This window comes from Caenimonas koreensis DSM 17982 (assembly GCF_009646335.1).
Taxonomy (GTDB): domain Bacteria; phylum Pseudomonadota; class Gammaproteobacteria; order Burkholderiales; family Burkholderiaceae_C; genus Ramlibacter; species Ramlibacter koreensis.
The window spans coordinates 44,877-71,007 of the sequence record NZ_WJBU01000003.1 but is presented as its reverse complement, the minus strand read 5'-3'; the positions used below and the strand labels follow the sequence as shown (position 1 = coordinate 71,007).

The window sequence follows — 26,131 nt, the reverse complement described above, 5'->3', positions numbered from 1 at the left end:
CGTTCAGCGCACGACCAGCCGCGAGCCCCCTGCCGCGTCGATCGCGCGGCCGACCACGGCTGCATCTGCAAAGCCATGGCGACGAAAGATCGCCATCACTTCAGCGACTGACTGCTCGGTGCACGACACCAGCAGGCCACCACTGGTCTGCGGGTCAGTCAGCAACGCCTGGTCTGTATCGGCGAATGTGAGGGGCAGGTCAACCTGCGCACCGTAACCCGCCCAGTTGCGCGCAGACGCGCCGGTGATGAAGCCCTGCCCCGCCAACTCGCGCACGCCTTGCAGGAAGGGCACGAGCTTCCAGTCGATTTCCACAGAAAGCTTCGCGCCGCGCGCCAGTTCGAGCGCATGGCCCGCAAGGCCAAACCCGGTGACATCGGTGAGCGCATGCACGCCTTCGAGCGCGGCGAGTTCGGGGCCTGGTGTGTTCAGCCGTGTGGTGGTGTCGATCATGCGGGCATAGCCGGCAGCATCGAGCTTGTCTTTTTTCAGCGCGGCGGACAGCACGCCCACACCCAGCGGCTTGCCGAGCACGAGCACGTCGCCTGCTTGCGCATCGGCATTGCGCTTGACGCGGTCAGGGTGCACCAGGCCGAGCGCGACGAGTCCGTAGATGGCCTCGACCGAGTCAATCGTGTGCCCGCCTGCCACTGGAATGCCTGCAGCGCGGCACACCGATTCGCCGCCTTCAAGAATGCGGCCGATCGTCGTGGTGCTGAGCACATTGATCGGCATGCCCACGAGCGCCAGCGCCATGATCGGCGTGCCGCCCATCGCATAGACATCCGATATCGCGTTGGTGGCGGCGATGCGCCCGAAGTCGAACGGGTCGTCGACGATGGGCATGAAGAAATCGGTGGTGGCAATCAGCGCCTGCTGGTCGTTGAGTTTGTAGACCGCTGCGTCGTCGGCCGTCTCGATACCCACCATCAGCTCGGGCGGCATCGGCATGCGCGCGGTGCCTTTGAGAATTTCAGACAGCACACCCGGTGCAATCTTGCAGCCGCACCCGCCTCCGTGCGAGAGTGATGTGAGGCCAGGTTCAGCGTTAACCGGGTTCAGTGGCGCGTTCATGGCGCGATTGTGTCCTTGCCGCTTTGCCATCGCCAGGTATCAATGCACATTTCCTCAAGACTTCTGCTCGCGCGCCAGCCCAGCACGGCCTGTGCGAGCGAAGGGTCGGCGTAGCACTGCGCGATATCGCCTGGGCGGCGCGGTGCGATCGTGTACGCAATCTTGCGGCCGCTTGCCTGCTCGAAAGCACGCACGACTTCGAGCACGCTGTGGCCGCGGCCCGTGCCGAGGTTCAAGGTCAGGTTGCGCCCTTGCTGCAGCAGCGCGCCGAGTGCCGCCACATGCCCTTGGGCCAGGTCGCTCACGTGGATGTAGTCGCGCACGCCAGTGCCATCGGGCGTGGGGTAGTCGTCGCCGAAGATCTGCAAGGCGGCGCGCTGGCCCGTGGCCACCTGCGCGATGTAGGGCATCAGGTTGTTGGGCACGCCCTTCGGGTCTTCGCCGATGAGGCCACTCGGATGCGCACCCACAGGGTTGAAGTAGCGCAGCACAGCAACCCTCCAGTCGGGCCTCGCCGTTGCCTGCGCTGCAAGCATCTGCTCGATCACCAGCTTCGAGTGGCCGTACGGGTTGGTGTGCGAGAGCGCAAAGTCCTCACGAATGGGCACGCTTGCCGCCTCGCCATAGACCGTCGCGCTGCTCGAAAAGACAAACACGCCGCACCCCACCGACTCCATGGCCTGCATCAGGCTGACGGTGCCAGCCACGTTATTGCGGTAGTACTTCAGCGGATGGGCAACGCTTTCACCGACAGCCTTCGCCCCGGCCAGATGCACGACGGCACCGATGGCGTGTTTGCGCAGCACAACCTCGACAAATTCTGTGTCAAGCACATCACCGCGTTCGCAAGTCACGGCCTGCTTCGTGATCGCCTGCAAACGCCCGAGCACCGCGGGCTGGCTGTTCGAGAAGTTGTCGAGAATGACCGGCGTGTGCCCCGCTTCGACGAGCGCGATGCATGCGTGGCTGCCGATGTAGCCCGCACCGCCCGTCAACAGGACGTTCATGCCAGCGGCGCAGGCGGGTATTCGCCCTGCAATGCGCGCCACACCTGCTCGGCCACGAGCGGCATCTGCATCCGCTCGGCGGCGCGGCCCTGCCCTGCGCTGGCCACGGCGTCGATCACCGCCGTCACCACTGTGGGCGTCGCGCCGATCGTGCCCAACTCGCCCACGCCCTTCACACCCAGCGGGTTGGTCTTGCAGGGCACGCTGGTGTCGAAGTGCGTCTTGAACGCGCGGAAGATGTCAGCGCGCGGCATCGCGTAGTCCATGAAGCTCGCCGTGAGCAGCTGGCCCGACTCGTTGTCGTACACCACGCGCTCGCACAGAGCCTGGCCGATGCCCTGCATCGCGCCGCCATCGACCTGGCCTTGCACGATGGCCGGGCTCACCACGCGGCCAATGTCGCTGACCGAGGCGTACGCCACGATCTCGACCACGCCCGTGAGCGGATCGACTTCCACTTCTGCCACATGGCAGGCATTCGGCCAGCTTGGCGCGCTTGCACTGGCCGATGCTTCCACGGAGATGCGCGCATCGCCTTGCTTGCCTGCAAGCTCGAACAGGCCAATGCCCACGTCAGTGCCCTTCACGCTGAAGCGGCCTGCGCTGTATTCGATGTCCGCAGCGGGTGCTTCGAGCGCGTTGGCCGCCAGCGTCTTTGCGTGGTCAACTGTTTTCTCGGACGCAGCCTGCACAGCCGAGCCACCGGTGAAGAGCGAACGCGAACCCGCGCTGCCGAAACCATTGGCGCGATCAGTGTCGCCCTGCTTCACGCGGATGCGGTCGATCGACACGCCAAACACATCAACGGCGAGTTGCGCATAGCTGGTCGCAATGCCCTGCCCCATCGCCTGCGTTGCCGACGTGAGTTCGATAAAGCCGTCGGGCAACACGTTCACGGTGACGGACTCGGTGAGCACATTGCCGCCCGTCCATTCAAGAAAGGTGGAGACGCCGCGGCCACGCAGCTTGCCGCGCTTGGTTGATTCCGCCTTGCGCGCGTCGAAGCCTTTCCAGTCGGCCAGCGCCAGCGTCTGGTCCATGATCTTTTCAAACTCGCCGACGTCGTATTCCTGCGCCATCGGATTTTTGTACGGCATCTGCTCGGGGCGGATCATGTTGCGGCGGCGGACCTCGGACGGGTCCATCTTCATCTCGCGCGCGGCCGCATCCATCAGGCGCTCGGTGATGTAGATCGCCTCGGGCCGGCCTGCGCCGCGATACGCGCCCACGGGCATCGTGTTCGTCATCACTGCCGTGAATTGCAGGTCGATCACCTGGATGTCGTAGATGCTCGTCGTGACCCACGGCCCGATCAGCAGCGGGATCACTGTGCCTGTGACCGACGCATACGCGCCAACGTTCGCAACGCCGCGCACGCGCAGTGCAAGCACCTTGCCGTTCGCATCCAGCGCCATCTCGGCGTGCGACACCGCGTCGCGGCCGTGTGTGGAAGCCTGGAATTCTTCGATGCGCTGTGAGCACCACTTCACGGGCCGCTTCAGCGCGCGGGCTGCGAAGGCGCAGAACACGTCCTCGGGATAAGCGCCGGTCTTCATGCCGAAGCCACCACCCACATCGCCGACAAGCACGCGGACTTTGTCCGGGCCGATGCCCAGCGCGTTGCCCACGCCGTCGCGCACGGATGTCGGCATCTGGCTCGACAGGCGGATCACCACACGGTCAGTGCCCTCTTCGGGATAGGCCAGCACCACGCGCGGCTCGATCGATGTTGGCGCGAGGCGCTGGTTCACGATATCAACCGAGACGCGCACGGCCGCCTTGTCGAATGCCGCATTCGCCGCCGCTGCATCGCCATGGCGCATGGCTGATGCGATGTTGTCGGGCGCTTCCGGGCAGAGCACGGGCGCGCCGGGCTTCATGGCGAGCACGCCGTCGACCACGCTGGGCAGCTCTTCGTAGTCGATCATCAAGGCTTCGGCTGCGTTGATAGCGGCCTCGCGCGTGTCGGCGACCACAGCGGCAACCGCTTCGCCCACATAACGCACGCGTTCATGCGCGAGCACACGGCGCATCGCCGTGGCTCCCGGCTTGCCATCAGGCCTGGGGAAAGGCAGCGGCGCGCTCAGCGGCTTGACGCCGGCGGCAACCAGGTCAGCACCCTTGTACACACCGGCAACGCCGGGCACGGCCAGTGCAGCGCTCGTGTCGATTGACAGGATTTTTGCGTGCGCGTATTGCGAGCGCACGAAGGCAACATGCGACTGGTTCGGCAGTGTCACGTCGTCAGTGAACTGGCCGCGACCGGTGACAAGTGCCGGGTCTTCAATGCGGCGAACGGTCTTGCCGCTGCCAAAGCGCACGGCTTGGGCGGGGGCGTTCATTGCACACCTGCCTTGGCGCCGTTGGCCATCACATCAGCGGCTTGCTGCACGGCGGCAACGATGTTCACGTAACCGGTGCAGCGGCAGATGTTGCCGTCCAGCGCATGCACGATGTCTGCTTCAGACGGCTTGGGGTTCGTTGCCAGCAGGCCGGCAGCGGCCATCATCATGCCGGGGGTGCAAAAGCCGCATTGCAGGCCGTGGCACGCCATGAAAGCCTCCTGCAGGGGATGCATCTGGTCGCCCTTCGCAAGCCCTTCGACAGTGGTGACTGAGCGCCCCTGCACCTGCAGCGCGAGGATGCTGCAGCTTTTGACCGAGCGGCCATCGATGAGCACGGTGCATGCGCCGCATTGGGCCGTGTCGCAACCGGTGTGGGTGCCTGTGAGCGCGAGCGGGCCGCGCAGCAGGTCCACCAGGAGTGTTGTCGGCGCGATGTCGGATTCAACCGGCTTGCCATTGACTGTCAACTTGAGCATCGTCATTTGGAGTGTTTCCTCATTCGTCGGCGAGCGCTTCAGCGCATCGCGAAATACAGGGCTGCGAGCACCACGGCAGCGCCTGCAATCCAGACCCACGCCGGTATGCCGGCGCTGGCGGGTGCAGCGCTTGCGGGCGCGGCTTCACTGGCACCCGCTGTTGCGGGCCGCAGGTGTTCCTCGAACGCGCTGAAAAACTGCTCGGTGAGTTTTTGCGCGGTAGCGTCCACCAGCCGCGAGCCGATCTGCGCCATCTTGCCGCCCACTTGCGCCTTGGCAGCAAACGTCAGGCGCGTGCTGTCGCCTTCTGCTGCCAGGCTCACATCGGCAGAGCCTTTGCCGAAGCCGGCTGCCCCGCCTTGCCCGTCGAAGTTGATCGTGTAGGCGCGCGGCGCCTCGACGTTGGTCATCTCCAGCCGGCCCTTGAAGCGGGCGCTGACGGGGCCGATCTTCACGGCCACCACGGATTCAAACGTGTTGTCGCCGGTGCGCGTGACCGACTCGCATCCGGGGATGCAGGCCTTCAGTGTCTCGGGGTCGTTGAGTGCGTCCCAGGTGCGTTGCACGCTGGCGGGAATGAGGCGTTCGCCTTGCAGGTCCATCTTGATTCGCCTTGAGTGGTTCGAGTGTTGTTATGCGATGGCTTTTGCGACAGCGCGTTGCGCCATCACGGTGACCATGGCCGCGCGATACGCGGCGGTGCCGTGCATGTCGGTGTTGAGGTTGTCCGCAGCGATGGTGATGCCGTTGAGCGCATCGGGCGTGAACTGTTTGCCGAGGGCGGCTTCCAGCTCCTTCGCGCGGAACACGAACGGCCCCGCGCCGGTAACGGCGACTCGCACGCCACCCGCCCCCTCACTCACGAACACGCCGACCAGCGCGAAGTGCGAGGCGGGCTGGCGGTACTTCATGTAGGCCGCGCGTTTGGGAATGGGAAAGCTCACCGACACGACGAGCTCGCCTGCGTCCAGCGCTGTTTCATACAGGCCGGTAAAGAAGCTCGCGGCTGCAATCTGCCGCTTGTTCGTGTGGACGGTGGCGTCGAGTGCGAGCAAGGCAGACGGGTAGCAGGCAGCAGGGTCAGAGTTGGCGATGGAGCCGCCCAGCGTGCCCATGTTGCGCACCGACGGATCGCCGATGTTGCCGGCCAGCTCGGCCAGCGCAGGGATCGCGCGGCGCACATCGCCCGACGCTGCCACTGCAGCATGGGTGGTCATGGCGCCGATGGTCACCTGCTGGGCGTCGACTGTGATGCCTGCAAGGTCGGCAATGCCGCCCAGGTCAACCATTCGCTCGGTGGCAGAAAGCCGCAGGCGCATCGCCTGCACAAGGCTCTGGCCGCCGGCGAGAAAGCGCGCGTCGCCCTGCGCGGCAGCCAGCGCCGCCTCACGGCTCGCAGGCCGCTGGTAATCGAATGTATACATCGTGGAAGCCCTTGAACGCTAGACCGGACTCACGTTTGTACAACAGTTCCCGAAAGTGCGCGTTGCCTGCCGCGCTGTCCTCAGTCACAACTCCATCGCCTGGAATCGTCCAGCTCCAGCGGCAACACAAGTGTTCGCAAATTCGCCGCGCGACTCGATGCGCAAAGCTTTGCGCGTTCGGCAGGCTGCTTCACCCACTTGCTTGCGTATTCGGCATTGAACACGGGCTTGCCCTTCGACGTGAACACGCTGTAGCCGCCGCACTCGTCGTACTGGTGGCATTGCTCGTTGACGGCAAAGTCGAAGTCGGGCTCGAGATCGGCGAGCAGATCCACCGTGTTCTTCAGCGCCACGGCTAGGCCGCGCGCGCGCGCCTGGCGGGCAATGAACCGGTTGAAGTCGAGCTGCGTGACGGACGTGAGTGGAAAGCCCGGCTTGTTCAGGTAGCCGTCCATGTTGTCGGGCTCGACGCCGTCGCATCCCTTGGCGACCGCCAGGTCAAGCCGCGACTGCATGATCGCCCGCACATTGGCCGAGCGCGTGTCGAGCCAGCGCTCGCCGGGCCAGCCATCCAGATTGGCGCCCATGTCGCTCGCGTTGAACCGGGCAAAGTCGGGCCGGAAATTCTCCGAGCTGCCCGCCGAGAAATAGCACACCACACGGCGGCCGTTGGCCTTGAGCGAATTGATCGTGGACTGCGGCGCCTCGAACAGGTCGATGTCGTAGACGAGCACGTCGTAGCCCGTGTTGATCGTGCCCGTGAGTTGCCACTGCCAGGTATCGGCAACGCGCGGCGTCCAGGCGGCAGCGGGTGCGGGCGTGGGCGCAGGTGTCGGCGCTGGTGTCGGAGCAGGCGTGGGCGCGGGGGTTGGTGCGGGAGTTGGTGCGGGAGTTGGTGCGGGTGTGCCGGCGACCAGTTCGAAGAGTTGCGCAAGCCGCTTGGCGCTGGTGTCGCAGGCCTGCTGGGTCGCCGTGGTGCCGCGCGCTTCGAGGCACAACGCCGAGTGCTGCGCGACGAGTTGCACCCGCCCGCCGGCCACGGCGCGAAAGTCGAACTGCTGTTCTGCACCCGGGCCGCAAGCCGCCAGAACGAGCTTGGTACTGGCGGAGGTCTTCGCGTTTTTCACGCCGGCACACAGGGACGACCCCGACAGGCGCAGGCGCGCGATGCTGCTTGCGGGCGCGACGGGAAGCACGTCGAACAACTCGTTGGGCTGGTCACACGTCGTGTGACCGATCGTGGCACCCGCAACGGGCGAGCCCGACACGACGAAGCAGTGATCCTGCGACTGCTCCTGGATGCGCGCCGTGGTGGCAGCAACCGCCGGCGACGGCGCGGCTGCCAGGACCGGGCGTGCTTCCTGCGCAAGCGGCCGCGCGTCCTGCGCGAGGGGCCGCGCATCCTGCGCGAGTGGACTGCTGGCGTCTTCCGGCTCGCCGCCGCCACAGGCAGACAGCATCAGTGCCACTGATGCGGCAACAGCGTTCAGGGGCCAACGCCGTGCCGGCGCGCTTGTTCGTGACATAGGGCGAGTCCTTCATGAAATTGAACCGGTCGAGCGATCCAACTCCATCGCTGTGGCGGCGATGGTTCAGTGGCAAACTGAACGAAGACTGACAAAACATGTCTCGTTACAGCTGACACTTCTGCCCTGTGATCATGGTCACAATCGCTCGCATGACAACCATCCAACGCTGCGCCTGGGCAGGCAATGACCCGCTGATGCAGGCCTATCACGACGAGGAATGGGGCGTGCCGCAGCACGACTCGCGCATGCTCTGGGAAATGCTGATGCTCGAAGGCTTCCAGGCCGGGCTCGCGTGGATCACGGTGCTGAAAAAGCGCGAGGCCTTTCGCAAGGCATTCGCCGGGTTTGAGCCGAAGAAAGTGGCGCGCTTCGGCGAAGCAGACATCGAACGCCTGATGGCCAACCCCGGCATCATCCGCGCGCGCGCCAAGATCGAGGCAACGATTCGCGGCGCGCAGATCTACTGCGAGATGGAGCGAGCCGGCGAGAGCTTTGATGACTTCTGCTGGTCATTCACAGGTGGCAAAGTCATCAAGAGTGACGGCGGCAAAGTGCCCGCATCGACACCGCTGTCGGAAACGATTTCCAAAGAGCTGAAGCGGCGCGGCTTCAAGTTTGTCGGCCCGACGATCGTCTACGCATGGATGCAGGCCGTGGGAATCGTGAACGATCATTCCGCCGGGTGCGTGCGGCGACACTGACTGCCAACAAGGAGGCATCTCCATGGATTCCGACACGCCATCCCGATTCGCGCGGCGTTCTGCGCTGCGCCTGATCGGCGCAGGTGGACTCGCACTGGGCGGTGGCATGGGTGGCGGCTTGCGCGCGGTGCTGGCGCAAGGGCAGGCACCCGCGCTTGTCACGCCTGACAAGGCGCGGCCCCAGATGCCCTATGGCGTGATGAGCGGCGACGTGACGGGCAACCGCGCCGTCGTCTGGAGTCGCGCAGATCGCTCTGCGCGCATGGTGGTCGATTTGTCCACTACGCAGGGCATGGGCGATGCGCGCCGCATCATCGGGCCCGCCGCGCTCGAATCGAGCGACTTCACCGCGCACCTGGACGTGGGCGATCTCGCACCGGGGCAAACCTACTTCTACCGCGTGCAGTTCCAGGACCTGGCCGACCCGAAGATCTACAGCGTTCCATTGATCGGTCGCTTTCGTACGCCGCCCATCAAAGCACGCGACCTGGTGTTTGCTTTTTCCGGCGACGAGGCCGGTCAGGGCTGGGGCATCAATGAGGCGTGGGGTGGCTACCGCGTGTATGAGTCGATGCGCAAGTTCAACCCTGACTTCTTCATCCACTCAGGCGACCAGATTTACGCGGACGGCCCCTTGCAGCCGGAAGTGCGCCTCGACGACGGCAGCGTGTGGAAGAACCTTGTGACGCCAGCCAAGAGCAAGGTTGCTGAAACGCTGGACGAGTTTCGCGGCAACTTTGCGTACAACCTGCTCGATGAGAACAAGCGCCGCTTCTGCGCGGAAGTGCCGATGCTCGTGCAGTGGGACGATCACGAAATACGCAACAACTGGTTTCCCGACCAGCAGTTCGGCCCGCAAGACACGCGCTACCAGGAGCGCAGCGCTTCACTGCTTGCGGCACGCGCCAACCGCGCCATGTTCGAGTACAACGCGATGCGCCCTGACCCCGTCGATCCGGAGAGGGTCTATCGCGCATTCCGCATGGGGCCGCTGGCCGACGTGTTCATGCTCGACGAGCGCAGCTATCGCGGGCCGAACACGGCCAACCGCCAGGGTGCAGGCGATCGCAATGCAGACTTCCTGGGGCCGGGGCAAACGCGCTGGCTCAAGCAATCGCTGCTCGCATCGCGCGCTACCTGGAAGGTGATCGCGAGCGACATGCCGCTGTCGATCGTCGTGCGCGACTTGAACGCTGATGTGCCCAAGGGCACGTTCGAAGCGTGGGCGAATGCAGACGATGGCCCGCCATCAGGCCGCGAGCTGGAGGTGGCGGACCTGCTGGGCTTTATCAAGCAGCACAACATCAACAACGTGGTGTGGGTCACGGCCGATGTGCACTATGCGTCAGCCACGCACTACCGGCCGGACAACGCGCGCTTCACCAACTTCAAGCCGTTCTGGGAGTTTGTGGGCGGCCCGCTCAATGCCGGCACCTTCGGCCCTGGCGAGATCGACAGGACATTCGGGCCTGAAGTGAAGTTTGTGGGCCTGCCGCCGGGCATGAAGCAGAACCGCCCACCGAGTGATGGGCTGCAGTTCTTTGGCATTGGGCGCATCGACGCGCGCAGCCGCAGCCTCACGGTGTCGCTGCACGGCGGAGATGGGCAGACGCTCTTTGAAGTCGAACTGCCTGCAATGAGCTGAGGTGGGCGGGGCTGGCGGCGCCCTTGCGCCTCGACCGCAAGGGTATTCCCTACACATGGCTCAGTCTGTCGTCGTTAATATCCGTTTAGGCGAATATTAAGATAAACAAGTCTCACGCATCCGGGCTTGAGACTCTCATTCGGATCGACGTGCCAGGAGCCACAGTGAGTTCTCAAGAGCATCGTGCCGGGCGGCTCGTCAAAGCGCCTGAAAACTTCATCGACGCTGAGGGCGTGCGCACTGTCATGAGTGAAGCGATGGCGGGGCGCCGCGATTTCATTCGTGGTGCGTTTGCGGCGGCCATGGCGGGTGTGGCCGCGCCCGCGGCTCTGGCGCGGGCCAACCCGGTCGCAGCCGGTGGCGGCGACCCGAACATCCTGGAGCTGCCCGAGCACAGCAAGGGGCTGGGCCAACCGGTTGCCACAGACGGCTATGGCAGGCCTTCAAAGTACGAGTCCAATGTCCAGCGGCGCACCAGCCCCGGCTTGACCCAGACCACGCAGGCTTCGGTTTCGTTTGCGCCGCTGCAAAGCCTGTTCGGCATCGTGACACCCAGCGGCCTGCACTTCGAGCGCCACCATCAGGGCTGGTGGGACATCGACCCATCGAAGCACCGGCTGATGATCAACGGCAGCGACGACAAGATGCTGAAGAAGCCGCTGGTCTTCACCATGGATGAAATCATGCGGCTGCCTTCGGTGAGCCGCTTCCACTTCATCGAGTGCGGCGCCAACACGGGCATGGAATGGGGCAACGTGGCGGTGCCGACCTGCCAGTACAGCCACGGCATGCTCAGCTGCAGTGAGTTCACCGGCGTGCCGCTGAAGATCCTGCTCGACATGGCCGGCGTTGACTACAAGCGTGGCCGCTATGTGCTTGCCGAGGGCGCTGACGGCTCGAGCATGACGCGCACCGTGCCCATGGAGCTGATCGAAAGCGGGCAAGTGCTTGTCGCCTATGGGCAAAACGGCGAGATGCTGCGGCCTGAACAAGGCTACCCGCTGCGGCTGGTGGTGCCGGGCGTGCAAGGCGTGAGCTGGGTGAAGTACCTGCGCCGCATCGAGGTGGGCGACCAGCCCTACGGCACCAAGGACGAAGCCATTCACTACATCGACTTGCAGCCCGGCGGCCTGCACCGCCAGTACACGAGCACGCAGGAATGCAAGAGCGTGGTGACGACTCCCTCGGGTGGCCAGGTGCTGCTGGACAAGGGCTTCTACCAAATCAGCGGCCTGGCCTGGTCGGGACGCGGCAAAGTCAAACGCGTGGATGTGTCAGTGGATGGCGGGCGCAACTGGAAGACCGCACGCCTGCAAGAGCCGGTGATGAGCAAGTGCCTGACGCGCTTTTCGCTGGACTGGGTCTGGGACGGCAAGCCGGCCCTGCTGCAAAGCCGCGCGACGGATGAGACAAACTATGTGCAGCCCAGCTACAGGCAGCTGCGCGCCGTGCGCGGATCGCGCTCGATTTATCACAACAATTCGATCCAGACGTGGCTCGTGCAGGAAAGCGGCGAGGTCAAGAATGTCCAGCTGTCGTGAAACCTTCAGCCGGGTAGCCGCTGCGGTGGTGGTGGCGCTCGCCGGCCACAGCGCGATGGCGCAGACTGCTTTCGCCGGCATCGGTCGCGTTGCGACGCCGCAGGAAGTAGCGGCGTGGGACATCGACGTGCGGCCCGACTTCAAGGGATTGCCCAAGGGCTCAGGTTCTGTCGCGAAGGGGCAGGAAGTGTGGGAGGGCAAGTGCGCGTCGTGCCACGGCGTCTTCGGCGAGAGCAATGAGGTGTTCTCACCGCTGGTTGGCGGGACGACGAAAGACGACGTCAAGACAGGGCGTGTCGCGCGCCTGAATGACAGCAGCTTTCCCGGCCGCACGACGCTGATGAAGGTGGCGACAGTTTCAACACTGTGGGACTACATCAACCGCGCGATGCCGTGGAACGCGCCGAAGTCGCTCTCGCATGAAGAGGTGTATGCCGTCACTGCTTATCTGCTCAATATGGGCGGCGTGATTGCGGACGGCTTCACGCTGTCTGACGCGAACATTGCCGACGTGCAAAAGCTGCTGCCCAACCGCAACGGCATGACGACCAACCACGGCTTGTGGCCCGGCAAGGGCATGGGCAACGGCAGCAAGCCCGATGTGCACGCGTTGGCCTGCATGAAGGACTGCATTGCCGAGCCCAAGGTTGCTTCATTCATGCCGGACTTTGCACGCAACAACCACGGCGACTTGTCGCAGCAGCAACGCGGTGTAGGCCCGCAGCGCGGTGCAGACACGACGCGGCCACCGGCAGCAACGCCAGCAGCCGCTGCTGCCGCTGTAGCCGCTGTTGCAGCAGGCCCCGCGCCTGCTGCGGCCACAGCCAGGCCCGCTGGCGACAACGCAAGCGCGGCGGCGCTGGCTCTGGCGCAGAGGTACACCTGTACGGCCTGCCACGGCACAGACAAGAAGATCGTCGGGCCGGGCTTCAGGGAAATCGCTGCCAAGTACGCCAGCCGTAGCGATGCAGAGACTTACCTCGCGGCCAAGATCAAGTCGGGCGGGCAAGGTATCTGGGGGCCTATTCCAATGCCTGCGCAAACCTTGCCCGAAGCAGACGCAAAAACAATCGCGCAGTGGCTGGCCGCCGGCGCAAAAAAGTAGGGTTCGCCCGCTGCAGGCGGCGACCCGGATTCATTACCGTATATGCATGAAGGAGACAGTGATGCTGAACCGCAGAGAAATGCTTTCCCACTCGGCCAAGGTCGCCGCGCTGATGGCCACCGCCGGGCTGCTGCCGCAGGCGGCGCACGCGGCGTACAACACGCGCGCATTCGAGGTCAAGTCCATGGCTGAGCTGATGAAGACGCTCGGCGCTGGTACGCCTGCCGAGAGCAAAGACGTGACCATTACCGGGCCCGACATTGCAGAGAACGGCGCTGTCGTGCCGATCGGTGTGTCCACCGCCCTGCCCGGTGTGAAGAAGCTGCTGGTGCTGGTCGAAAAGAACCCCAGTGTGCTGTCGGCGATTTTCGATGTGACGGACGCGATCGACGCGAACATCTCCACCCGCGTGAAGATGGGCCAGTCGTCCAACGTCTATGCCGTGGCCATGATGGCTGACGGCAAGGTCCTGTTCGCGCAGAAAGAAGTCAAGGTCACGCTCGGCGGCTGCGGCGGCTGAGCCACTCACACTAGGAGAATCAAAAATGGCAGATCCGATGCGCATTCGCGCCCAAGTTGCAGGCGACAAAGCCACCGTCCGCGTGCTGATGGCCCATGAAATGGAAACCGGCCAGCGCAAGGACGCGGCGGGCAAGACGATTCCCGCGTGGTTCATCCAGGAAGTCAGCGCGCAGCTCAATGGCAAGCCCGTGCTCACCGCTGAGTGGGGGCCTTCGGTGTCGAAGAACCCGTTCCTGCAATTCAATGTCAAGGGCGCCAAGGCCGGCGACAAGATTGCCGTGACATGGAAAGACAACCGGGGCGACACACGCACCGACGAAGCCACCGTGTCCTGACACGCAGAAAGCGCAGACATGAAGCAATCCACCATGATCGCCGTGGCTCTCGCACTGGCGGCATCTGTCAGTGCAACGGCGCAGCAGAAGTCGGCAGCCGATGGCATCGCCGAGTACCGAAAGATGCTGGAAGACGGCAACCCCGCGGAGCTGTTCGAGGCGAAGGGCGAGGACTTGTGGAAGACGGCGCGCGGGCCGAAAAAAGCCAGCCTGCAACGCTGCGACCTGGGCCTGGGCCCGGGCGTAGTCAAAGGCGCGTGGGTGCAGTTGCCGCGCTGGTTTGCCGACACGCAGCGCGTGCAAGACCTGGAGTCGCGCCTTCTGACCTGCATGGAGAATCTGCAGGGTTTCAATGCCGCCGAGATCGCCAGCACCGGCTTCGACAAGGGTGAGCAAGCCACGATGGCAGCGCTGGCCGCATGGATCTCCAGCGAATCGCGCGGCCTGAAGATGGCGCTGCCCCAGGCCCATGTTGAAGAAAAGCGCTTCTATGAACTGGGCAAGCGCGCATTCTTCTATCGCGGCGGGCCGATGGACTTTTCATGCGCCAGCTGCCACGGCGAGCCAGGCAAGCGCATCCGCCTGCAAGACCTTCCGGACCTGACCAAGAACCCGGGCGACGGCATCGGCTTTGCCGCATGGCCGGCCTACCGCGTGTCCAGCGGCGAGATGTGGAGCATGCAGCGCAGGCTGAACGACTGCTACCGCCAGCAGCGCTTTCCGTACCCCGGCTTTGCGTCCGACGTGACGATTGCGCTGGGCGTGTACATGGGCTTCAACGCCCGGGGCGCGCAATCCATCGCACCTGCGCTCAAGCGCTGATTGGCAACGAGACCGCACCATGCAACGCAAACACACACTCATCCTCACAGGCGCATTGCTCGCCACCGGCCTCATCGCCGGTTGCGCCAGCCTGCCGTCGCCCGCCGAGCTCGACGCACAGGCGGCGGTGATGATCAAGTCGTCATTTCGCGACCAGGGCATCGCCAAAGTCGACCGCCTGAACCAGGACCTCGGCCAGGCCGCGTGCTCCAGCGACAAGCCGCCTGCGGACGACATGGCCAGGCGCGTCGAGGCCGAGGCGATGGCCACCATACGGCCACCCGCAGACGGCAAGTACCTGGGCGACTGGCGTGAAGGCGAGAAGCTCGCGCAAAACGGCCGCGGCATGACGTGGACGGACGCAAGCGCGGCACCGGCTGCCAATGGCGCCCAGTGCTACAACTGCCACCAGATCGGCAAGGAAGAAATCAGCTTCGGCACCATCGGCCCCAGCCTGTACAACTACGGCAAGCTGCGTGGCGTGAAGGATGTGGCTGACCCGGCATCTGCACCCATCGTGCAGTACACCTGGGGCAAGCTGTGGAACAGCAAGGCCTACTCGGCGTGTTCGAACATGCCGCGCTTTGGCCACGCCAAGCTGCTGGACGAGCAGCAACTCAAGCACCTCATGGCGCTGCTGCTCGACCCGAAGTCGCCGGTCAACCAGTAAGGCATTCACACCAGGCCCGCTGCCGAGCGGGCCTGTTTTCATCTGTGTATATCATTGATTACTGAATCATGAATCTTTCCAAGCGCGACTTCCTGCAGGTGATGGCTTCTGCCTCTGCCGCCGGCATGGCCCTGGGGCGCTATGCAGATGCCGACGCGGCGACCGCGCAGCAAGGTCTGTACGACCTGCCGGCCTTCGGCAATGTCTCGCTGCTGCACATGACCGACTGCCACGCGCAGCTCAAGCCCATCTACTTTCGCGAACCCAGCGTCAACCTGGGCCTGGGCACGATGCAGGGCCGACTGCCGCATCTGGTGGGTGAGCAACTGCTCAAAGCCGTTGGCGTGCGGCCCGGCACAGCGATGGCGCATGCATTCACTTACCTCGACTTCGACAAGGCATCGCGCCGCTACGGCAAGGTGGGCGGCTTCGCGCACCTGGCAACGCTGGTGAAGATGCTCAAGGCGAGCCGACCCGGTGCGCTGCTGCTCGATGGCGGCGACACGTGGCAAGGCTCCGCCACTTCGCTGTGGACCAACGCGCAGGACATGGTCGATGCCTGCAAGCTGCTCGGCGTGGATGTGATGACTGGCCACTGGGAATTCACGTACGGCATGGACCGCGTGAAGGAAATCATCGACAAGGATTTCAAAGGCAAGATTGACTTCGTCGCGCAGAACGTCAAGACCAACGACTTCGGCGATCCGGTGTTCAAGCCTTACACGATGCGCGAGATCAATGGCGTGCCAGTGGCGATCATCGGCCAGGCCTTTCCGTACACGCCCATCGCCAACCCGCGCTATCTGGTTGCTGACTGGGCCTTCGGCATCCAGGACGACAACATGCAAAAAGTTGTCGATGAAGCGCGCGGCAAGGGCGCTGTGCTGGTCGTCGTGCTGTCGCACAACGGCATGGATGTTGATTTGAAGATGGCCGGCCGCGTGCGCGGCATCGACGCGATCTTCGGCGGCCACACGCACGATGGCGTGCCGGTAGCGGTGCCCGTGAAAAACGCAGGCGGCACCACGCTCGTGACGAACGCTGGCAGCAACAGCAAGTTCCTCGGCGTGATGGATTTCGATGTGAAGGCGGGCAAGCTGGTGGACTACCGCTATCGGCTGCTGCCGGTCTTTGCCAATCAATTGCGCCCTGATGCGCAGATGGACGCGCTGATCACCAAGGTGCGTGCGCCCTATGAGGCCAGGCTCAACGAGAAGCTGGCCGTGACGGATGGCCTGCTGTACAGGCGCGGCAATTTCAACGGCAGCTGGGACCAGCTGATCTGCGACGCGATGATGGATGTGCAGGGCGCCGAGATCGCGTTCTCACCGGGCTTTCGCTGGGGCACGTCGCTGCTGCCAGGCGACACGATCACGCGCGAGCTGATGATGGACCAGCTCGCCATCACCTACCCCTACGCGACAGTCAACGAAGTAACTGGCGAGACCATCAAGACCATTCTGGAAGACGTGGCCGACAACCTCTTCAACCCCGACCCGTACTACCAGCAAGGTGGTGACATGGTGCGCGTCGGCGGCCTCAGCTACGCGCTGAACCCCGGTGAAAAAATGGGCGCCCGCATCTCCGACATGCGGCTGAAGGGCCAGCCCATCGAGGCCGGCAAGAAATACAAGGTGGCTGGCTGGGCACCTGTCGCGGAGGAAGCCAAGTCAGTGCCCGGCGTCAAGCCCGTGTGGGAGCATGTGGAGACGTGGCTGAAGTCGCAGGGCGGTCGCGTCAAGGCGCGCCGCATCAACACGCCCACGCTGGCGGGAGTCCAGGGCAACCCGGGCATCGCAAAGGGCTGAGCCACATCCGGAATTTGCATGCTGCTCGAATTGGTGATTGAACATCTGGGCGAGAACGGCACGCTGGCCACTGGCGCGGTGGTCATCGGCCTGGTGTTCGGCTTCATGGCCCAGCGGTCGCGCTTCTGTTTGCGTTCTGCCGTGATCGAATTCGCGCGCAACCAGATGGGCGGCAAGCTCACCGTGTGGCTCTTCGCATTCGCAACAGCGGTGGGCGCTACTCAAGCGCTCGCATGGGCGGGCCTGTTCGACGCGAGCAATGCGCGGCAGATCGCCGCGCGCGGAAGCATGTCGGGCGCTGCCATTGGCGGGGCACTGTTCGGCATCGGCATGATCCTGGCGCGGGGCTGTTCGAGCCGCCTGCTAGTGTTGGCAGCGCAGGGCAATCTGCGTTCGCTGCTGTCAGGCCTGATCTTCGCGGTCACGGCGCAGTCGGCGCTCACGGGCGCACTGTCGCCGGTGCGCGCTGTCATCTCGGAGTGGTGGACGATCGATGGCGGCGGTGCGCGCGACCTCATCGCACGCACGGGCATCGGGCATGGCGGTGCCTTTGCATTCGCCGCCCTGTGGATGGTCGCCGCTATCGTGTGGGCACGCCGCCAGCGCGTGCCGCCGTGGGGCTGGGCGGGTGCGATTGGCGTGGGGCTGTCGATTGCTGCTGCGTGGTGGCTCACGTACGCGGTCTCGACAGTCGCTTTCGATACGCACCCGATCCAGTCACTGAGCTTCACCGGGCCATCGGCGGAGGTGCTCAGCCGCGTCCTGTTCGTCACCGACAAGCCTGTCACGTTCGACCTTGGCCTGATCCCGGGCGTCTTCCTCGGCTCCTTCCTGGCCGCCGCGCTGTTCGGCGAGCTCAAGCTGGAGGGCTTTGAGGGCGGGCCCAGCATGCGCCGCTATATCGCAGGCGCCATGTGCATGGGCTTCGGCGGCATGCTCGCAGGGGGCTGCGCAGTGGGTGCAGGCTTATCGGGCGCTGCGGTGTTCACAGCAACCTCATGGGTGACACTCAGCGCCATATGGGCAGCTGCGGCCATCACCGATCGCCTCATCGATCAACGTCCCGCCGGGCCTCTCGACCAGGCCGTGCCCGGCGCTGCATCGTCCAGCGGCAAGGCCAGCGTGACCGCCTGAATTGGCGCTATAAGAATTCATGACAACTCACATCCTCAAACGGCTGGCCTGGGTGGCGGTCACTTGCACTGGGCTGCTATTTGCAGCGGCGGCTGCCGTTGCCCAGCCCCTGAAGGCGCAGCAGGTTGCCGACAACGCGTGGCTCGTCCAGGGACAGGCCGCGCTGGGATCGACAGCGAACCGCAACTTCATCTCCAATGCCGGCTTCATCGTCACACCCCAGGGCGTGGTGGTCATCGACGCGCTGGGCTCGCCGGCGCTGGCTGAAGAACTGGTGGCTGCCGTGCGTCAGGTCACGACGCAGCCGATTCGCTACGTTGTCGTGACCCACTATCACGCTGACCATATCTACGGCCTTCAGGTGCTCAAAGACCTGGGGGCCACGGTGATTGCCCAACGCGCAGGCCAGGAGTACCTGAGCTCGGAGACGGCCCAGCTGCGCCTGGCTGCCAGCCGCGTGGAACTCGCTCCGTGGATCGACGCACGCACGCGCCTGGTGCCGGCCGACAAGTGGCTGGACGCTGACACGGTGCTCGAGTTGGGCGGCGAGAAGATTCATATCCGGCATGTGGGGCCTGCGCACACACCGGAAGACCTGGTCGTGTACGCCGAGCGCGCTGGCGTGCTGTTCGCGGGCGACGTGGTCTTTCGCGGTCGCGTCCCCTACGTCGGCCAGGCTGATAGCCGCGCGTGGATAGACGCTCTCTCGGGGCTGATCGCGCTGCGCCCTCGCATCATCGTGCCGGGACACGGCCCAATGTCCACCGACCCGGTGGCCGACCTTGAGCTGACGCGTGACTACCTGGTGTTCCTGCGCAAGAGCATGGGTGAGGCTGCGGCCAACCTCGAGCCCTTCGAGGACGCCTACGCGCGCGCCGACTGGTCGCGGTTCGCCGGGCTACCCCTCTTTCGCGCGGCCAACCGGATCAACGCCTTCAACACCTACCTGCTGATGGAGCAGCAGGCCAAGTGAAGGCCTGCCGTCGTCGCGGCAGTATGGAGCTGAGGGGGAGCACGGGCTGCGATTATCGGCATGTGCTGATAGAGTGATGGCTTGGCAACCTCTTACGGGAAACACGTGGCAGACATCAGCGAAGAAGATCTGGTCTTCGAATCGGCAGCCGAGCTGTTCGGGTTGCTGTCAACGCCAGTGCGGCTGAAGATCATCAGTGCCGTGTGCAACGGGGAACGCAATGTGTCCGAGTTGCTCGAGCAGATCGACACCACCCAGCCCAATATGTCGCAGCACCTTGCAACGCTCTACCGCGCCGGTGTGCTGGGGCGCCGCCGGGAAGGCACTCAGATTTACTACAAGCTGCAAAGTGAGCGCGTGGCCACGCTGTGTCGGGCCGTATGCACACAAGTGGCCGTGGAATTGGACGGCGACGATGCCCTGGCGCCCGCAGACCGCCTGCTTCGGCCCGTGCATCGCTGAGGCAGCAGCAGCCGAATCGGGCAAGTCACTGCCGTGCACGAACGCGGCTTGCAGCGGCAGAAGTTGCCGGGAAGGTTTTTTCTTGGAAGCCAGAAACGAAACACGGGCCGCGAAGGCCCGTGTTTGCTTGAAGACTGGCGGAGTGGACGGGACTCGAACCCGCGACCCCCGGCGTGACAGGCCGGTATTCTAACCAACTGAACTACCACTCCTGGTAGATTGCTTTCACCCTTGCGGGCCAAGTGCAACCGGCTTGTGCCGCTTCACTGAGGCGCAGCCGCTTGGCGACTGCTGCAGTGAAACTGGCGACCCTACGGGGATTCGAACCCCGGTACTTACCGTGAAAGGGTAATGTCCTAGGCCTCTAGACGATAGGGTCAAAAACCTTGCTCAATTTTCGGTTGGTGGAGGTAAACGGGATCGAACCGATGACCTCTTGCATGCCATGCAAGCGCTCTCCCAGCTGAGCTATACCCCCAAATCGACAAGCTGCTTGTTACGGCACCCTGCTGATTTCCGAGCCTCGAATTATATCCCGATTTTTCAGCCCGCTGAGTTGAGCCTTTGCAAAACGACCTGCCTGTCGCAAAGCGACAGCACGGCATCGAGTGACGGCGTCTGCGACGTGCCCATCACCAGCACGCGAACAGGCATAGCCAATTGCGGCATCTTGATGCCCGAAGCACGCAAGACTTCCTTGATGCATTCAGAGATCGCTGCCTTCTCCCACTCGCAGGTTTCGAGCATCTTCGCGAGCATGCCCAGCGCTGGTCGCACGGCATCGGTCACGTGCTTGGCCACTTCCGCCGGGTCAGGCGTCACGGGGTGATAGAACTTCTCGATCCAGTCGGCCAGCACCAGCAGCGTCTCGCACCGGTCTTTCACAAGCGCAGAGATGCGCGCCAGATGCTCCGCATCACGGCCTTCGACGACGCCGGGGCGAATGGCCCTGAGCAGTTCCACCAGCTTTGCGTCGTCGGTCTGCTTGATGTGCTGCGCGTTGACCCAGCGCAGCTTCGTGTCGTCGAACTGCGCGGCGCTCTTGCCCAGGTGATCGAGGTTGAACCACTCGATGAACTGCTCGCGGCTGAACACTTCATCATCGCCATGCGACCAGCCCAGGCGGGCCAGGTAGTTCACGACACCATCAGCAAGAAAGCCCTCTTCACGATACTGCGTCACGGGCTTGGCACCATGGCGCTTGCTCATTTTCTCGACGCGCTTCGTGCCGTCCGGGTCAATCACTTCCTGCAGCACCGTGGGCAGGTGCGCATACACGGGCGGCTCCTTGCCGAGCGCACGGAAGATGTTGATCTGGCGCGGCGTGTTGTTCACGTGGTCGTCACCGCGGATCACGTGGGTGATGTCCATGTCGATATCGTCCACCACCACGCAGAAGTTGTAGGTGGGCGTGCCATCGGGCCGCGCGATCACCAGGTCATCGAGTTCATCGTTGCTGATTTCGATGCGGCCTTTGACCTTGTCTTCCCACACCACCGCGCCGCCGACCGGGTTCCTGAACCGCAGCACGGGTTGCACGCCTGGCGGCACGGACGGCAATGTCTTGCCGGGCTCGGGCCGCCACGTGCCGTCGTAACGGGGCTTCTGCTTGGCTGCCATCTGCTTTTCGCGCAGCGCATCGAGTTCGGCCACGCTCATGTAGCACGGATAGACGAGGCCCTGCGCCTTCATCTGCTCCAGCACTTCCTTGTAGCGCGGCATGCGCTGCATCTGGTAGAACGGACCTTCGTCATGCGTGAGGCCGAGCCAGGCCATGCCTTCCAGGATGACGTCAACGGCCTCCTGAGACGAGCGCTCGACATCCGTGTCTTCGATGCGAAGGATGAACACCCCCTTCTCGGCGCGGGCGAATGCCCACGGATACAAGGCCGAGCGGATGTTGCCGAGGTGGATGAAGCCGGTGGGCGATGGGGCAAAGCGGGTGCGAACTGTCATGCGTCTCAGGCGTCCTGCGCGTTGGGAAGCGCCAGGCGCGACGTGTCTTCTTCGAGTGCATCTTCCTGGCCGATCCGCGCTTCATTGATGCGCGCGATGTCGTCAGCGTTGATGTCGCCAGTCACGTACACGCCGTCGAAGCACGACGCATCGAAGCCATCGAGCTTGGAATTGAGCGAGCCGATCGCGCGCTTCATGCCTTCGACGTCCTGGTAGATCAGTGCGTCGCAGCCGATGATTTCGCGGATCTGCTCGACGGTGCGGTCGTGCGCCACAAGCTCTTCAGCGGTCGGCATGTCGATGCCATACACATTGGGGTAACGCACCGGCGGCGCGGCGCTGGCGAGGTACACCTTGCGTGCGCCCGCGTCGCGCGCCATCTGCACGATTTCGCGGCTGGTGGTGCCTCGCACGATGGAGTCATCCACGAGCAGCACATTGCGCCCCTTGAACTCGCTGGCGATCACGTTGAGCTTCTGGCGCACGGACTTCTTGCGCACGCCCTGCCCCGGCATGATGAAGGTGCGGCCCACGTAGCGGTTCTTCACGAAACCTTCTCGGTACGGAATGCCCAGCAGATGCGCGAGCTGCGTCGCGCTCGGCCGGCTCGACTCGGGGATGGGGATGATCACATCGATGTCATTGGGCGGCACGGTGGACACCACGCGCTTGGCGAGCGTCTCGCCCAGGTTCAGACGCGCCTGATAGACCGAAATGCCATCAAGCACGGAGTCGGGCCGCGCGAGGTACACGAACTCGAAAATGCACGGGAAGAGCTTCGGGTTCTCGGCGCATTGGCGCGAATGCACCTTGCCGTCCAGATCGATGAAGACTGCCTCGCCCGGCGCCACGTGCCGCTCGAACACGTGGCCCGTGCCTTCGAGCGATACCGTTTCACTCGCGACCATCACGGCGCCGTCTGCACCGCGCCCCATCGACAGCGGCCGGATGCCAAACGGGTCGCGGAACGCGAGCACGCCATGGCCCGCGATGAGCGCGATCACTGCGTAGGAGCCGCGCACGCGCTTGTGGACTTGCGCCACCGCATCGAACACGGCTTCGGGCGTCAAATGCTGGCCGCGGGTGGATTTGTCGAGCTCGTGCGCAAAAACATTGAGCAGCACTTCCGAGTCGCTCTCGGTGTTGATATGGCGGTGGTCCGTGTTGAACAGCTCCGCCTTCAGCACTTGCGCGTTGGTGAGGTTGCCGTTGTGCACAAGCACGATGCCGTAAGGGGCGTTGACGTAGAACGGCTGCGCTTCTTCTTCGCTGTAGGCGTTGCCCGCCGTCGGGTAGCGCACCTGGCCCAGACCCGCATTGCCCGGCAGCGCGCGCATGTTGCGCGTGCGAAAGACGTCGCGCACCATGCCCTTGGCCTTGTGCATGAAGAACTTGCGCTCCTGCTGGGTGACGATACCCGCTGCGTCCTGCCCGCGGTGCTGCAGCAGCAGCAAGGCGTCATAGATCAGCTGATTCACTGGGGCGCTGGAGACAACGCCGACGATTCCACACATACGTTTTCTTCCTGGCCGGGCCTTACCCCGGCAGATATTGCCCGAACCGCTCGGGCAACACCGGCTTCAAACCCTTCAGCGCCGCGTTCGAAATACCCGCGCCCGCCGACTCCGTCCACCACATGTCACGGCGCATCGGCGTGAGGTTGACCACCACCGCCAGTGCCAGCAACAACACCACACCGCGCACCAGGCCGAATGCCGCACCCAGCGTGCGATCCACGGGCCTCAGGCCGACGGCCTCGATCATCTTCTTGACCAGCCAGGCCAGCAGCGCCCCGGCAAACACAGCCAGGATGAACACCACACCAAAACCCGCCGCGTACCGCACAGGTTGCGACCAGCTCGTCATTGGCAGCCAGTTGGCGACTTCAGGCGCCAACCATTGCGCCAGCACGAACGCCGCGACCCAGCTCAACACCGACAGTACTTCGTACACAAAACCGCGCAACGCGCCGATCAGCAGTGACACCAGCAGCACTGCCACAAAAACCCAGTCGAGCGCCGCCATTGCCTGCACACAACCTACAAGGTGAGGATGGCTGCCGGTAAATCCAGCCCCTTGATCTTCTCGGCGGCTCGCACGGCTTCGTCGCGGGTGGCAAAGGGCCCGACCCGCACGCGAATGCGCTTGCCGTCTTTCGTCTCGGCGACGTTCGTATACGTTTTCAGGCCGGCTTTCTCGACCTTGCGCCGCGTCTCCTGCGCGAGCGCGGCATCGGCGAATGCACCAACCTGCACGACAAAGCGGCCGCTCTCTGCGGCGGCGGGAACGGCGGCAGCTGGTGTCTTGCCTTCCAGCAGCGCGCGCGCCTTGGCGCCGTCGTCCACCTTGGGCGCCGGTTTGGGCTCAGCGGCTTTAGCATCAGGCTTGGACTCTGGCTTGGGCTCGGCCTTGACGGGCGGCTTGGCTTCCGGCTTCGGCTCAGGTTTGGCTTCGGTTTTGGCCTCGACCTTCGCCGGTGGCGGCTCGACCTTGGCGACCTGCACGGGTGTGGAGGCAGGTGCCGGCGAAGGCGCAGCTGCAACAGCTGCTGGCGGCGCCTGCACCACAGCGGCAGGCACTGACGCGGCCGACGCAGCAACCACTGCCGGCTGCACCGGGGCAGGCAGCGGCTTGACCTTGTTGCGATCCGGAATTTCGATGGGAATGTCCACGGCGATGGGCCGCGGCTGCGTGTCGAACAGCAGCGGAAAGCCGACGACGCCGATCAATACGAGAACCGCCGCGCCAATGAGCCGGTGCCTTGCGCGCTTGCGCATGGCCTCGACGCTTTCGGCTGGGCGTTGTGTGGCTTGCGAATCGTCGCCACCTTTGCGGAACTTGAAAAAGGCCATCAGCTCGCGAGATGTTTGGCGTGAAGGCGAGGCACTCCGTCCCCGAGCACGCCTCCTACCGTGTAGAACGATCCGAACACGGCGATTCTATCAGCGGGGTCCGCGGCGGCGACCGCTGCATCGAGCGCCTGCATTGGCGATGTGTGAGTGGATGCATCGACATCGGTGCGCGTTTCCTGCTGGCGCCAGGTTGCGTACAGGTCGGCGGCTTTCGCGGCCCGCGCCGTGGGCAAGTCCGTGAAGTACCAGCGGTCGATGATAGGCCCGAGCTTCTTGAGCATCGGTGCCAGGTCCTTGTCGGCCATCGCACCGAAAACGGCGTGCGTCGTCGGAAAGAAACCCATCGCGTCGAGGTTGGCGGCAAGCGCTGCAATCGAGTGCGGGTTATGGGCAACGTCGAGCACGAGCGTCGGCTGGCCCGGCACGATCTGGAAGCGGCCGGGCAGCTCGACCATGGCCAGCCCGTTGCGCACAGCCTGCGCCGTGACCGGGATCTTCGATCGCAACGCTTCCAGCGCAGCCAGCACGCCCGAGGCATTGATCAACTGGTTGGCGCCACGCAGCGCCGGGTACGCAAGCCCCGCGTAGCGCCGGCCCCGCCCGGCCCACGACCATTGCTGCTTGTCGCCCGAAAAGTTGAAGTCGCGTCCCATCAGCCAGACGTCGGCACCGATTTCAGTGCCATAGTCGATGATGCTTTGCGTCGGCACCGGGTCGCTCACGACCACCGGCCGTCCCGTACGCATGATGCCGGCCTTCTCGCGGCCGATGGTCTCGCGGTCGTTTCCGAGAAACTCCATGTGGTCGAGATCGATGCTCGTGATCACGGCGCAATCGCTGTCAATGATGTTCACCGCATCGAGCCGACCACCCAGGCCCACTTCCAGAATGGCGACATCGAGCTTCGAAGACGCCATCAGGCAAAGGATCGCGAGCGTCGTGAATTCAAAGTAGGTCAGCGTCACACCCTCGCGCGCCGCTTCGACGCGCTCGAAAAATGGCACGAGTGCATCGGCGCCAACAATCTCACCATGAATACGGCAGCGCTCTTCGAAGTGCACAAGGTGAGGCGATGTGTACACGCCCGTGCGGTAACCCGCCTGCAGCGCAATCGCCTCCAGCATGGCGCAGGTCGAGCCCTTGCCATTGGTGCCGGCCACGGTGATCACGGGGCAGGTAAAGGCGAGCCCCATCCGCGTGGCAACAGCCCGGACACGGTCCAGGCCGAGCTCGATGGTTTTGGGATGCAGGCTGTCGCAATGTGCCAGCCAGTCGTGAAGCGTTTTCATGGCCTGCATTGTCCCAGCACACAGCCCGCCGCGAGCCGGGCCACTTAAGATTGCCCCATGAACCCCACCCTGTATGGCATTGCGAATTGCGACACCGTCAAGAAGGCACGCGCCTGGCTGACCGAGCAAGGCGTCGAACACACCTTCCACGACTTCAAGAAGCAGGGCGTGCCCGAAGACCATCTCGATGCATGGATCCAGGCCGTCGGCTGGGAAAAACTTGTCAATCGCAAAGGCACGATGTGGCGCAAGCTGGAACCTTCCGTGCAGGAGCAAGTCAGGGATTCGATGACAGCCAGGAAGTTGATGCTGGCGACCCCCAGCGTGATCAAGCGGCCGGTGGTCGAGTGGGACAAAAAGCACACGACCGTGGGTTTCGACACAGCAGTCTGGCAAACGTTGCTGCCAGGCCGCTGATGGATACCGCTTTGCCCAGGCTTTACTCAACAGAAACCACCTGG

Annotated in this window: 25 protein-coding genes and 3 tRNA genes; 13 read left to right on the top strand and 15 right to left on the bottom strand. The window is 64.1% G+C overall.

What is annotated here, in order from left to right; translation table 11 throughout:
- Nucleotides 1-3: 3 nt before the first annotated feature.
- The 7 genes from selD to GHT07_RS21775 all read right to left on the bottom strand — a co-directional run bounded on the left by selD (nucleotide 4) and on the right by GHT07_RS21775 (nucleotide 7,852).
- Nucleotides 4-1,074: a selenide, water dikinase SelD gene (gene selD, locus GHT07_RS04010; RefSeq protein WP_153583772.1), complete on the bottom strand. Its 1,071-nt coding sequence runs from the start codon at nucleotides 1,072-1,074 to the stop codon at nucleotides 4-6.
- A complete protein-coding gene (gene galE / locus GHT07_RS04005; RefSeq protein ID WP_153583771.1) occupies nucleotides 1,071-2,081 on the bottom strand; it encodes a UDP-glucose 4-epimerase GalE in 1,011 nt (336 codons plus the stop codon). Before galE ends, selD begins: the two co-directional genes overlap by 4 nt.
- Complete coding sequence (locus GHT07_RS04000; protein WP_153583770.1) at nucleotides 2,078-4,423, bottom strand: xanthine dehydrogenase family protein molybdopterin-binding subunit; 2,346 nt, start codon at nucleotides 4,421-4,423, stop codon at nucleotides 2,078-2,080. Before GHT07_RS04000 ends, galE begins: the two co-directional genes overlap by 4 nt.
- The gene (locus tag GHT07_RS03995) at nucleotides 4,420-4,908 is read right to left on the bottom strand and encodes a (2Fe-2S)-binding protein (protein WP_153583769.1); all 489 of its coding nucleotides are present in this window, start codon (nucleotides 4,906-4,908) and stop codon (nucleotides 4,420-4,422) included. Before GHT07_RS03995 ends, GHT07_RS04000 begins: the two co-directional genes overlap by 4 nt.
- A gap of 32 nt (nucleotides 4,909-4,940) precedes the next feature.
- Nucleotides 4,941-5,504: a CoxG family protein gene (locus tag GHT07_RS03990; protein ID WP_153583768.1), complete on the bottom strand. Its 564-nt coding sequence runs from the start codon at nucleotides 5,502-5,504 to the stop codon at nucleotides 4,941-4,943.
- Between the two features lie 30 nt (nucleotides 5,505-5,534).
- Nucleotides 5,535-6,326, bottom strand: coding sequence for an FAD binding domain-containing protein (locus tag GHT07_RS03985; protein ID WP_153583767.1), 792 nt, complete (start codon nucleotides 6,324-6,326; stop codon nucleotides 5,535-5,537).
- A gap of 80 nt (nucleotides 6,327-6,406) precedes the next feature.
- Complete coding sequence (locus tag GHT07_RS21775) at nucleotides 6,407-7,852, bottom strand: endo alpha-1,4 polygalactosaminidase (protein ID WP_153583766.1); 1,446 nt, start codon at nucleotides 7,850-7,852, stop codon at nucleotides 6,407-6,409.
- Nucleotides 7,853-8,004: 152 nt separating this feature from the next.
- On the opposite strand from GHT07_RS21775, the gene GHT07_RS03975 reads away from it, so the two are divergent.
- The 12 genes from GHT07_RS03975 (at nucleotide 8,005) to GHT07_RS03920 (ending at nucleotide 19,573) form a co-directional block, all read left to right on the top strand.
- Nucleotides 8,005-8,556 (top strand): DNA-3-methyladenine glycosylase I, encoded by a 552-nt coding sequence (locus GHT07_RS03975; protein WP_153583765.1) that lies wholly within the window; start codon nucleotides 8,005-8,007, stop codon nucleotides 8,554-8,556.
- A gap of 22 nt (nucleotides 8,557-8,578) precedes the next feature.
- Nucleotides 8,579-10,201, top strand: coding sequence for an alkaline phosphatase D family protein (locus GHT07_RS03970; RefSeq protein ID WP_153583764.1), 1,623 nt, complete (start codon nucleotides 8,579-8,581; stop codon nucleotides 10,199-10,201).
- A gap of 245 nt (nucleotides 10,202-10,446) precedes the next feature.
- Entirely contained in the window at nucleotides 10,447-11,742 is a 1,296-nt protein-coding gene (gene soxC, locus GHT07_RS03965) for a sulfite dehydrogenase (RefSeq protein WP_153583831.1), read from the top strand.
- Nucleotides 11,726-12,847 carry a c-type cytochrome gene (locus GHT07_RS03960; RefSeq protein ID WP_153583763.1) on the top strand — a complete coding sequence of 374 codons (1,122 nt, stop codon included), beginning with the start codon at nucleotides 11,726-11,728 and terminating at the stop codon, nucleotides 12,845-12,847. The genes soxC and GHT07_RS03960 overlap by 17 nt, the downstream gene beginning before the upstream one ends.
- A 61-nt stretch (nucleotides 12,848-12,908) precedes the next feature.
- A complete protein-coding gene (gene soxY / locus GHT07_RS03955; protein ID WP_153583762.1) occupies nucleotides 12,909-13,367 on the top strand; it encodes a thiosulfate oxidation carrier protein SoxY in 459 nt (152 codons plus the stop codon).
- A gap of 25 nt (nucleotides 13,368-13,392) precedes the next feature.
- On the top strand, nucleotides 13,393-13,704 hold the full coding sequence (gene soxZ, locus GHT07_RS03950) for a thiosulfate oxidation carrier complex protein SoxZ (RefSeq protein ID WP_194792813.1): 312 nt from the start codon (nucleotides 13,393-13,395) through the stop codon (nucleotides 13,702-13,704).
- Nucleotides 13,705-13,722: 18 nt separating this feature from the next.
- Entirely contained in the window at nucleotides 13,723-14,526 is an 804-nt protein-coding gene (gene soxA, locus GHT07_RS03945; protein ID WP_153583761.1) for a sulfur oxidation c-type cytochrome SoxA, read from the top strand.
- A 19-nt stretch (nucleotides 14,527-14,545) separates the two neighbouring features.
- Nucleotides 14,546-15,196, top strand: coding sequence for a sulfur oxidation c-type cytochrome SoxX (gene soxX, locus GHT07_RS03940; protein ID WP_153583760.1), 651 nt, complete (start codon nucleotides 14,546-14,548; stop codon nucleotides 15,194-15,196).
- Nucleotides 15,197-15,264: 68 nt separating this feature from the next.
- Nucleotides 15,265-17,004, top strand: coding sequence for a thiosulfohydrolase SoxB (soxB, locus tag GHT07_RS03935; protein WP_153583759.1), 1,740 nt, complete (start codon nucleotides 15,265-15,267; stop codon nucleotides 17,002-17,004).
- Between the two features lie 18 nt (nucleotides 17,005-17,022).
- Nucleotides 17,023-18,138 (top strand): YeeE/YedE family protein, encoded by a 1,116-nt coding sequence (locus GHT07_RS03930; protein WP_153583758.1) that lies wholly within the window; start codon nucleotides 17,023-17,025, stop codon nucleotides 18,136-18,138.
- 19 nt (nucleotides 18,139-18,157) lie between these two features.
- Nucleotides 18,158-19,111 (top strand): MBL fold metallo-hydrolase, encoded by a 954-nt coding sequence (locus GHT07_RS03925; RefSeq protein ID WP_153583757.1) that lies wholly within the window; start codon nucleotides 18,158-18,160, stop codon nucleotides 19,109-19,111.
- Nucleotides 19,112-19,216: 105 nt separating this feature from the next.
- Nucleotides 19,217-19,573 carry an ArsR/SmtB family transcription factor gene (locus GHT07_RS03920; protein ID WP_323740787.1) on the top strand — a complete coding sequence of 119 codons (357 nt, stop codon included), beginning with the start codon at nucleotides 19,217-19,219 and terminating at the stop codon, nucleotides 19,571-19,573.
- A 135-nt stretch (nucleotides 19,574-19,708) separates the two neighbouring features.
- On the opposite strand, the gene GHT07_RS03915 is transcribed toward GHT07_RS03920, so the two are convergent.
- The 8 genes from GHT07_RS03915 to folC form a co-directional block, all read right to left on the bottom strand.
- Nucleotides 19,709-19,785, bottom strand: a tRNA-Asp gene (locus GHT07_RS03915).
- Nucleotides 19,786-19,876: 91 nt separating this feature from the next.
- A tRNA-Glu gene (locus GHT07_RS03910) sits at nucleotides 19,877-19,952 on the bottom strand.
- Nucleotides 19,953-19,975: 23 nt separating this feature from the next.
- Nucleotides 19,976-20,051, bottom strand: a tRNA-Ala gene (locus GHT07_RS03905).
- A 65-nt stretch (nucleotides 20,052-20,116) separates the two neighbouring features.
- Nucleotides 20,117-21,529, bottom strand: a complete 1,413-nt coding sequence (gene gltX, locus GHT07_RS03900; protein WP_153583755.1) for a glutamate--tRNA ligase — start codon at nucleotides 21,527-21,529, stop codon at nucleotides 20,117-20,119.
- A 5-nt stretch (nucleotides 21,530-21,534) separates the two neighbouring features.
- Nucleotides 21,535-23,043: an amidophosphoribosyltransferase gene (gene purF, locus GHT07_RS03895; RefSeq protein WP_153583754.1), complete on the bottom strand. Its 1,509-nt coding sequence runs from the start codon at nucleotides 23,041-23,043 to the stop codon at nucleotides 21,535-21,537.
- Between the two features lie 22 nt (nucleotides 23,044-23,065).
- The gene (locus GHT07_RS03890; protein WP_153583753.1) at nucleotides 23,066-23,554 is read right to left on the bottom strand and encodes a CvpA family protein; all 489 of its coding nucleotides are present in this window, start codon (nucleotides 23,552-23,554) and stop codon (nucleotides 23,066-23,068) included.
- A gap of 14 nt (nucleotides 23,555-23,568) precedes the next feature.
- Complete coding sequence (locus tag GHT07_RS03885) at nucleotides 23,569-24,381, bottom strand: SPOR domain-containing protein (protein ID WP_153583752.1); 813 nt, start codon at nucleotides 24,379-24,381, stop codon at nucleotides 23,569-23,571.
- A complete protein-coding gene (folC, locus tag GHT07_RS03880) occupies nucleotides 24,381-25,679 on the bottom strand; it encodes a bifunctional tetrahydrofolate synthase/dihydrofolate synthase (protein WP_153583751.1) in 1,299 nt (432 codons plus the stop codon). The genes GHT07_RS03885 and folC overlap by 1 nt, the downstream gene beginning before the upstream one ends.
- Before the next feature lie 48 nt (nucleotides 25,680-25,727).
- Between folC and GHT07_RS03875 the strand changes: the two genes are divergently transcribed.
- The gene (locus GHT07_RS03875; RefSeq protein ID WP_153583750.1) at nucleotides 25,728-26,087 is read left to right on the top strand and encodes an ArsC family reductase; all 360 of its coding nucleotides are present in this window, start codon (nucleotides 25,728-25,730) and stop codon (nucleotides 26,085-26,087) included.
- Nucleotides 26,088-26,131 lie beyond the last annotated feature (44 nt).

Excerpts from the sequence above, each read along its gene's own strand:
- selD (WP_153583772.1), bottom strand. The coding sequence starts at position 1,074 with ATGAACGCGCCACTGAACCCGGTTAACGCTGAACCTGGCCTCACATCA.
- galE (WP_153583771.1), bottom strand. The coding sequence starts at position 2,081 with ATGAACGTCCTGTTGACGGGCGGTGCGGGCTACATCGGCAGCCACGCA.
- GHT07_RS04000 (WP_153583770.1), bottom strand. The coding sequence starts at position 4,423 with ATGAACGCCCCCGCCCAAGCCGTGCGCTTTGGCAGCGGCAAGACCGTT.
- GHT07_RS03995 (WP_153583769.1), bottom strand. The coding sequence starts at position 4,908 with ATGACGATGCTCAAGTTGACAGTCAATGGCAAGCCGGTTGAATCCGAC.
- GHT07_RS03990 (WP_153583768.1), bottom strand. The coding sequence starts at position 5,504 with ATGGACCTGCAAGGCGAACGCCTCATTCCCGCCAGCGTGCAACGCACC.
- GHT07_RS03985 (WP_153583767.1), bottom strand. The coding sequence starts at position 6,326 with ATGTATACATTCGATTACCAGCGGCCTGCGAGCCGTGAGGCGGCGCTG.
- GHT07_RS21775 (WP_153583766.1), bottom strand. The coding sequence starts at position 7,852 with ATGTCACGAACAAGCGCGCCGGCACGGCGTTGGCCCCTGAACGCTGTT.
- GHT07_RS03975 (WP_153583765.1), top strand. The coding sequence starts at position 8,005 with ATGACAACCATCCAACGCTGCGCCTGGGCAGGCAATGACCCGCTGATG.
- GHT07_RS03970 (WP_153583764.1), top strand. The coding sequence starts at position 8,579 with ATGGATTCCGACACGCCATCCCGATTCGCGCGGCGTTCTGCGCTGCGC.
- soxC (WP_153583831.1), top strand. The coding sequence starts at position 10,447 with ATGAGTGAAGCGATGGCGGGGCGCCGCGATTTCATTCGTGGTGCGTTT.
- GHT07_RS03960 (WP_153583763.1), top strand. The coding sequence starts at position 11,726 with ATGTCCAGCTGTCGTGAAACCTTCAGCCGGGTAGCCGCTGCGGTGGTG.
- soxY (WP_153583762.1), top strand. The coding sequence starts at position 12,909 with ATGCTGAACCGCAGAGAAATGCTTTCCCACTCGGCCAAGGTCGCCGCG.
- soxZ (WP_194792813.1), top strand. The coding sequence starts at position 13,393 with ATGGCAGATCCGATGCGCATTCGCGCCCAAGTTGCAGGCGACAAAGCC.
- soxA (WP_153583761.1), top strand. The coding sequence starts at position 13,723 with ATGAAGCAATCCACCATGATCGCCGTGGCTCTCGCACTGGCGGCATCT.
- soxX (WP_153583760.1), top strand. The coding sequence starts at position 14,546 with ATGCAACGCAAACACACACTCATCCTCACAGGCGCATTGCTCGCCACC.
- soxB (WP_153583759.1), top strand. The coding sequence starts at position 15,265 with ATGAATCTTTCCAAGCGCGACTTCCTGCAGGTGATGGCTTCTGCCTCT.
- GHT07_RS03930 (WP_153583758.1), top strand. The coding sequence starts at position 17,023 with ATGCTGCTCGAATTGGTGATTGAACATCTGGGCGAGAACGGCACGCTG.
- GHT07_RS03925 (WP_153583757.1), top strand. The coding sequence starts at position 18,158 with ATGACAACTCACATCCTCAAACGGCTGGCCTGGGTGGCGGTCACTTGC.
- gltX (WP_153583755.1), bottom strand. The coding sequence starts at position 21,529 with ATGACAGTTCGCACCCGCTTTGCCCCATCGCCCACCGGCTTCATCCAC.
- purF (WP_153583754.1), bottom strand. The coding sequence starts at position 23,043 with ATGTGTGGAATCGTCGGCGTTGTCTCCAGCGCCCCAGTGAATCAGCTG.
- GHT07_RS03890 (WP_153583753.1), bottom strand. The coding sequence starts at position 23,554 with ATGGCGGCGCTCGACTGGGTTTTTGTGGCAGTGCTGCTGGTGTCACTG.
- GHT07_RS03885 (WP_153583752.1), bottom strand. The coding sequence starts at position 24,381 with ATGGCCTTTTTCAAGTTCCGCAAAGGTGGCGACGATTCGCAAGCCACA.
- folC (WP_153583751.1), bottom strand. The coding sequence starts at position 25,679 with ATGCAGGCCATGAAAACGCTTCACGACTGGCTGGCACATTGCGACAGC.
- GHT07_RS03875 (WP_153583750.1), top strand. The coding sequence starts at position 25,728 with ATGAACCCCACCCTGTATGGCATTGCGAATTGCGACACCGTCAAGAAG.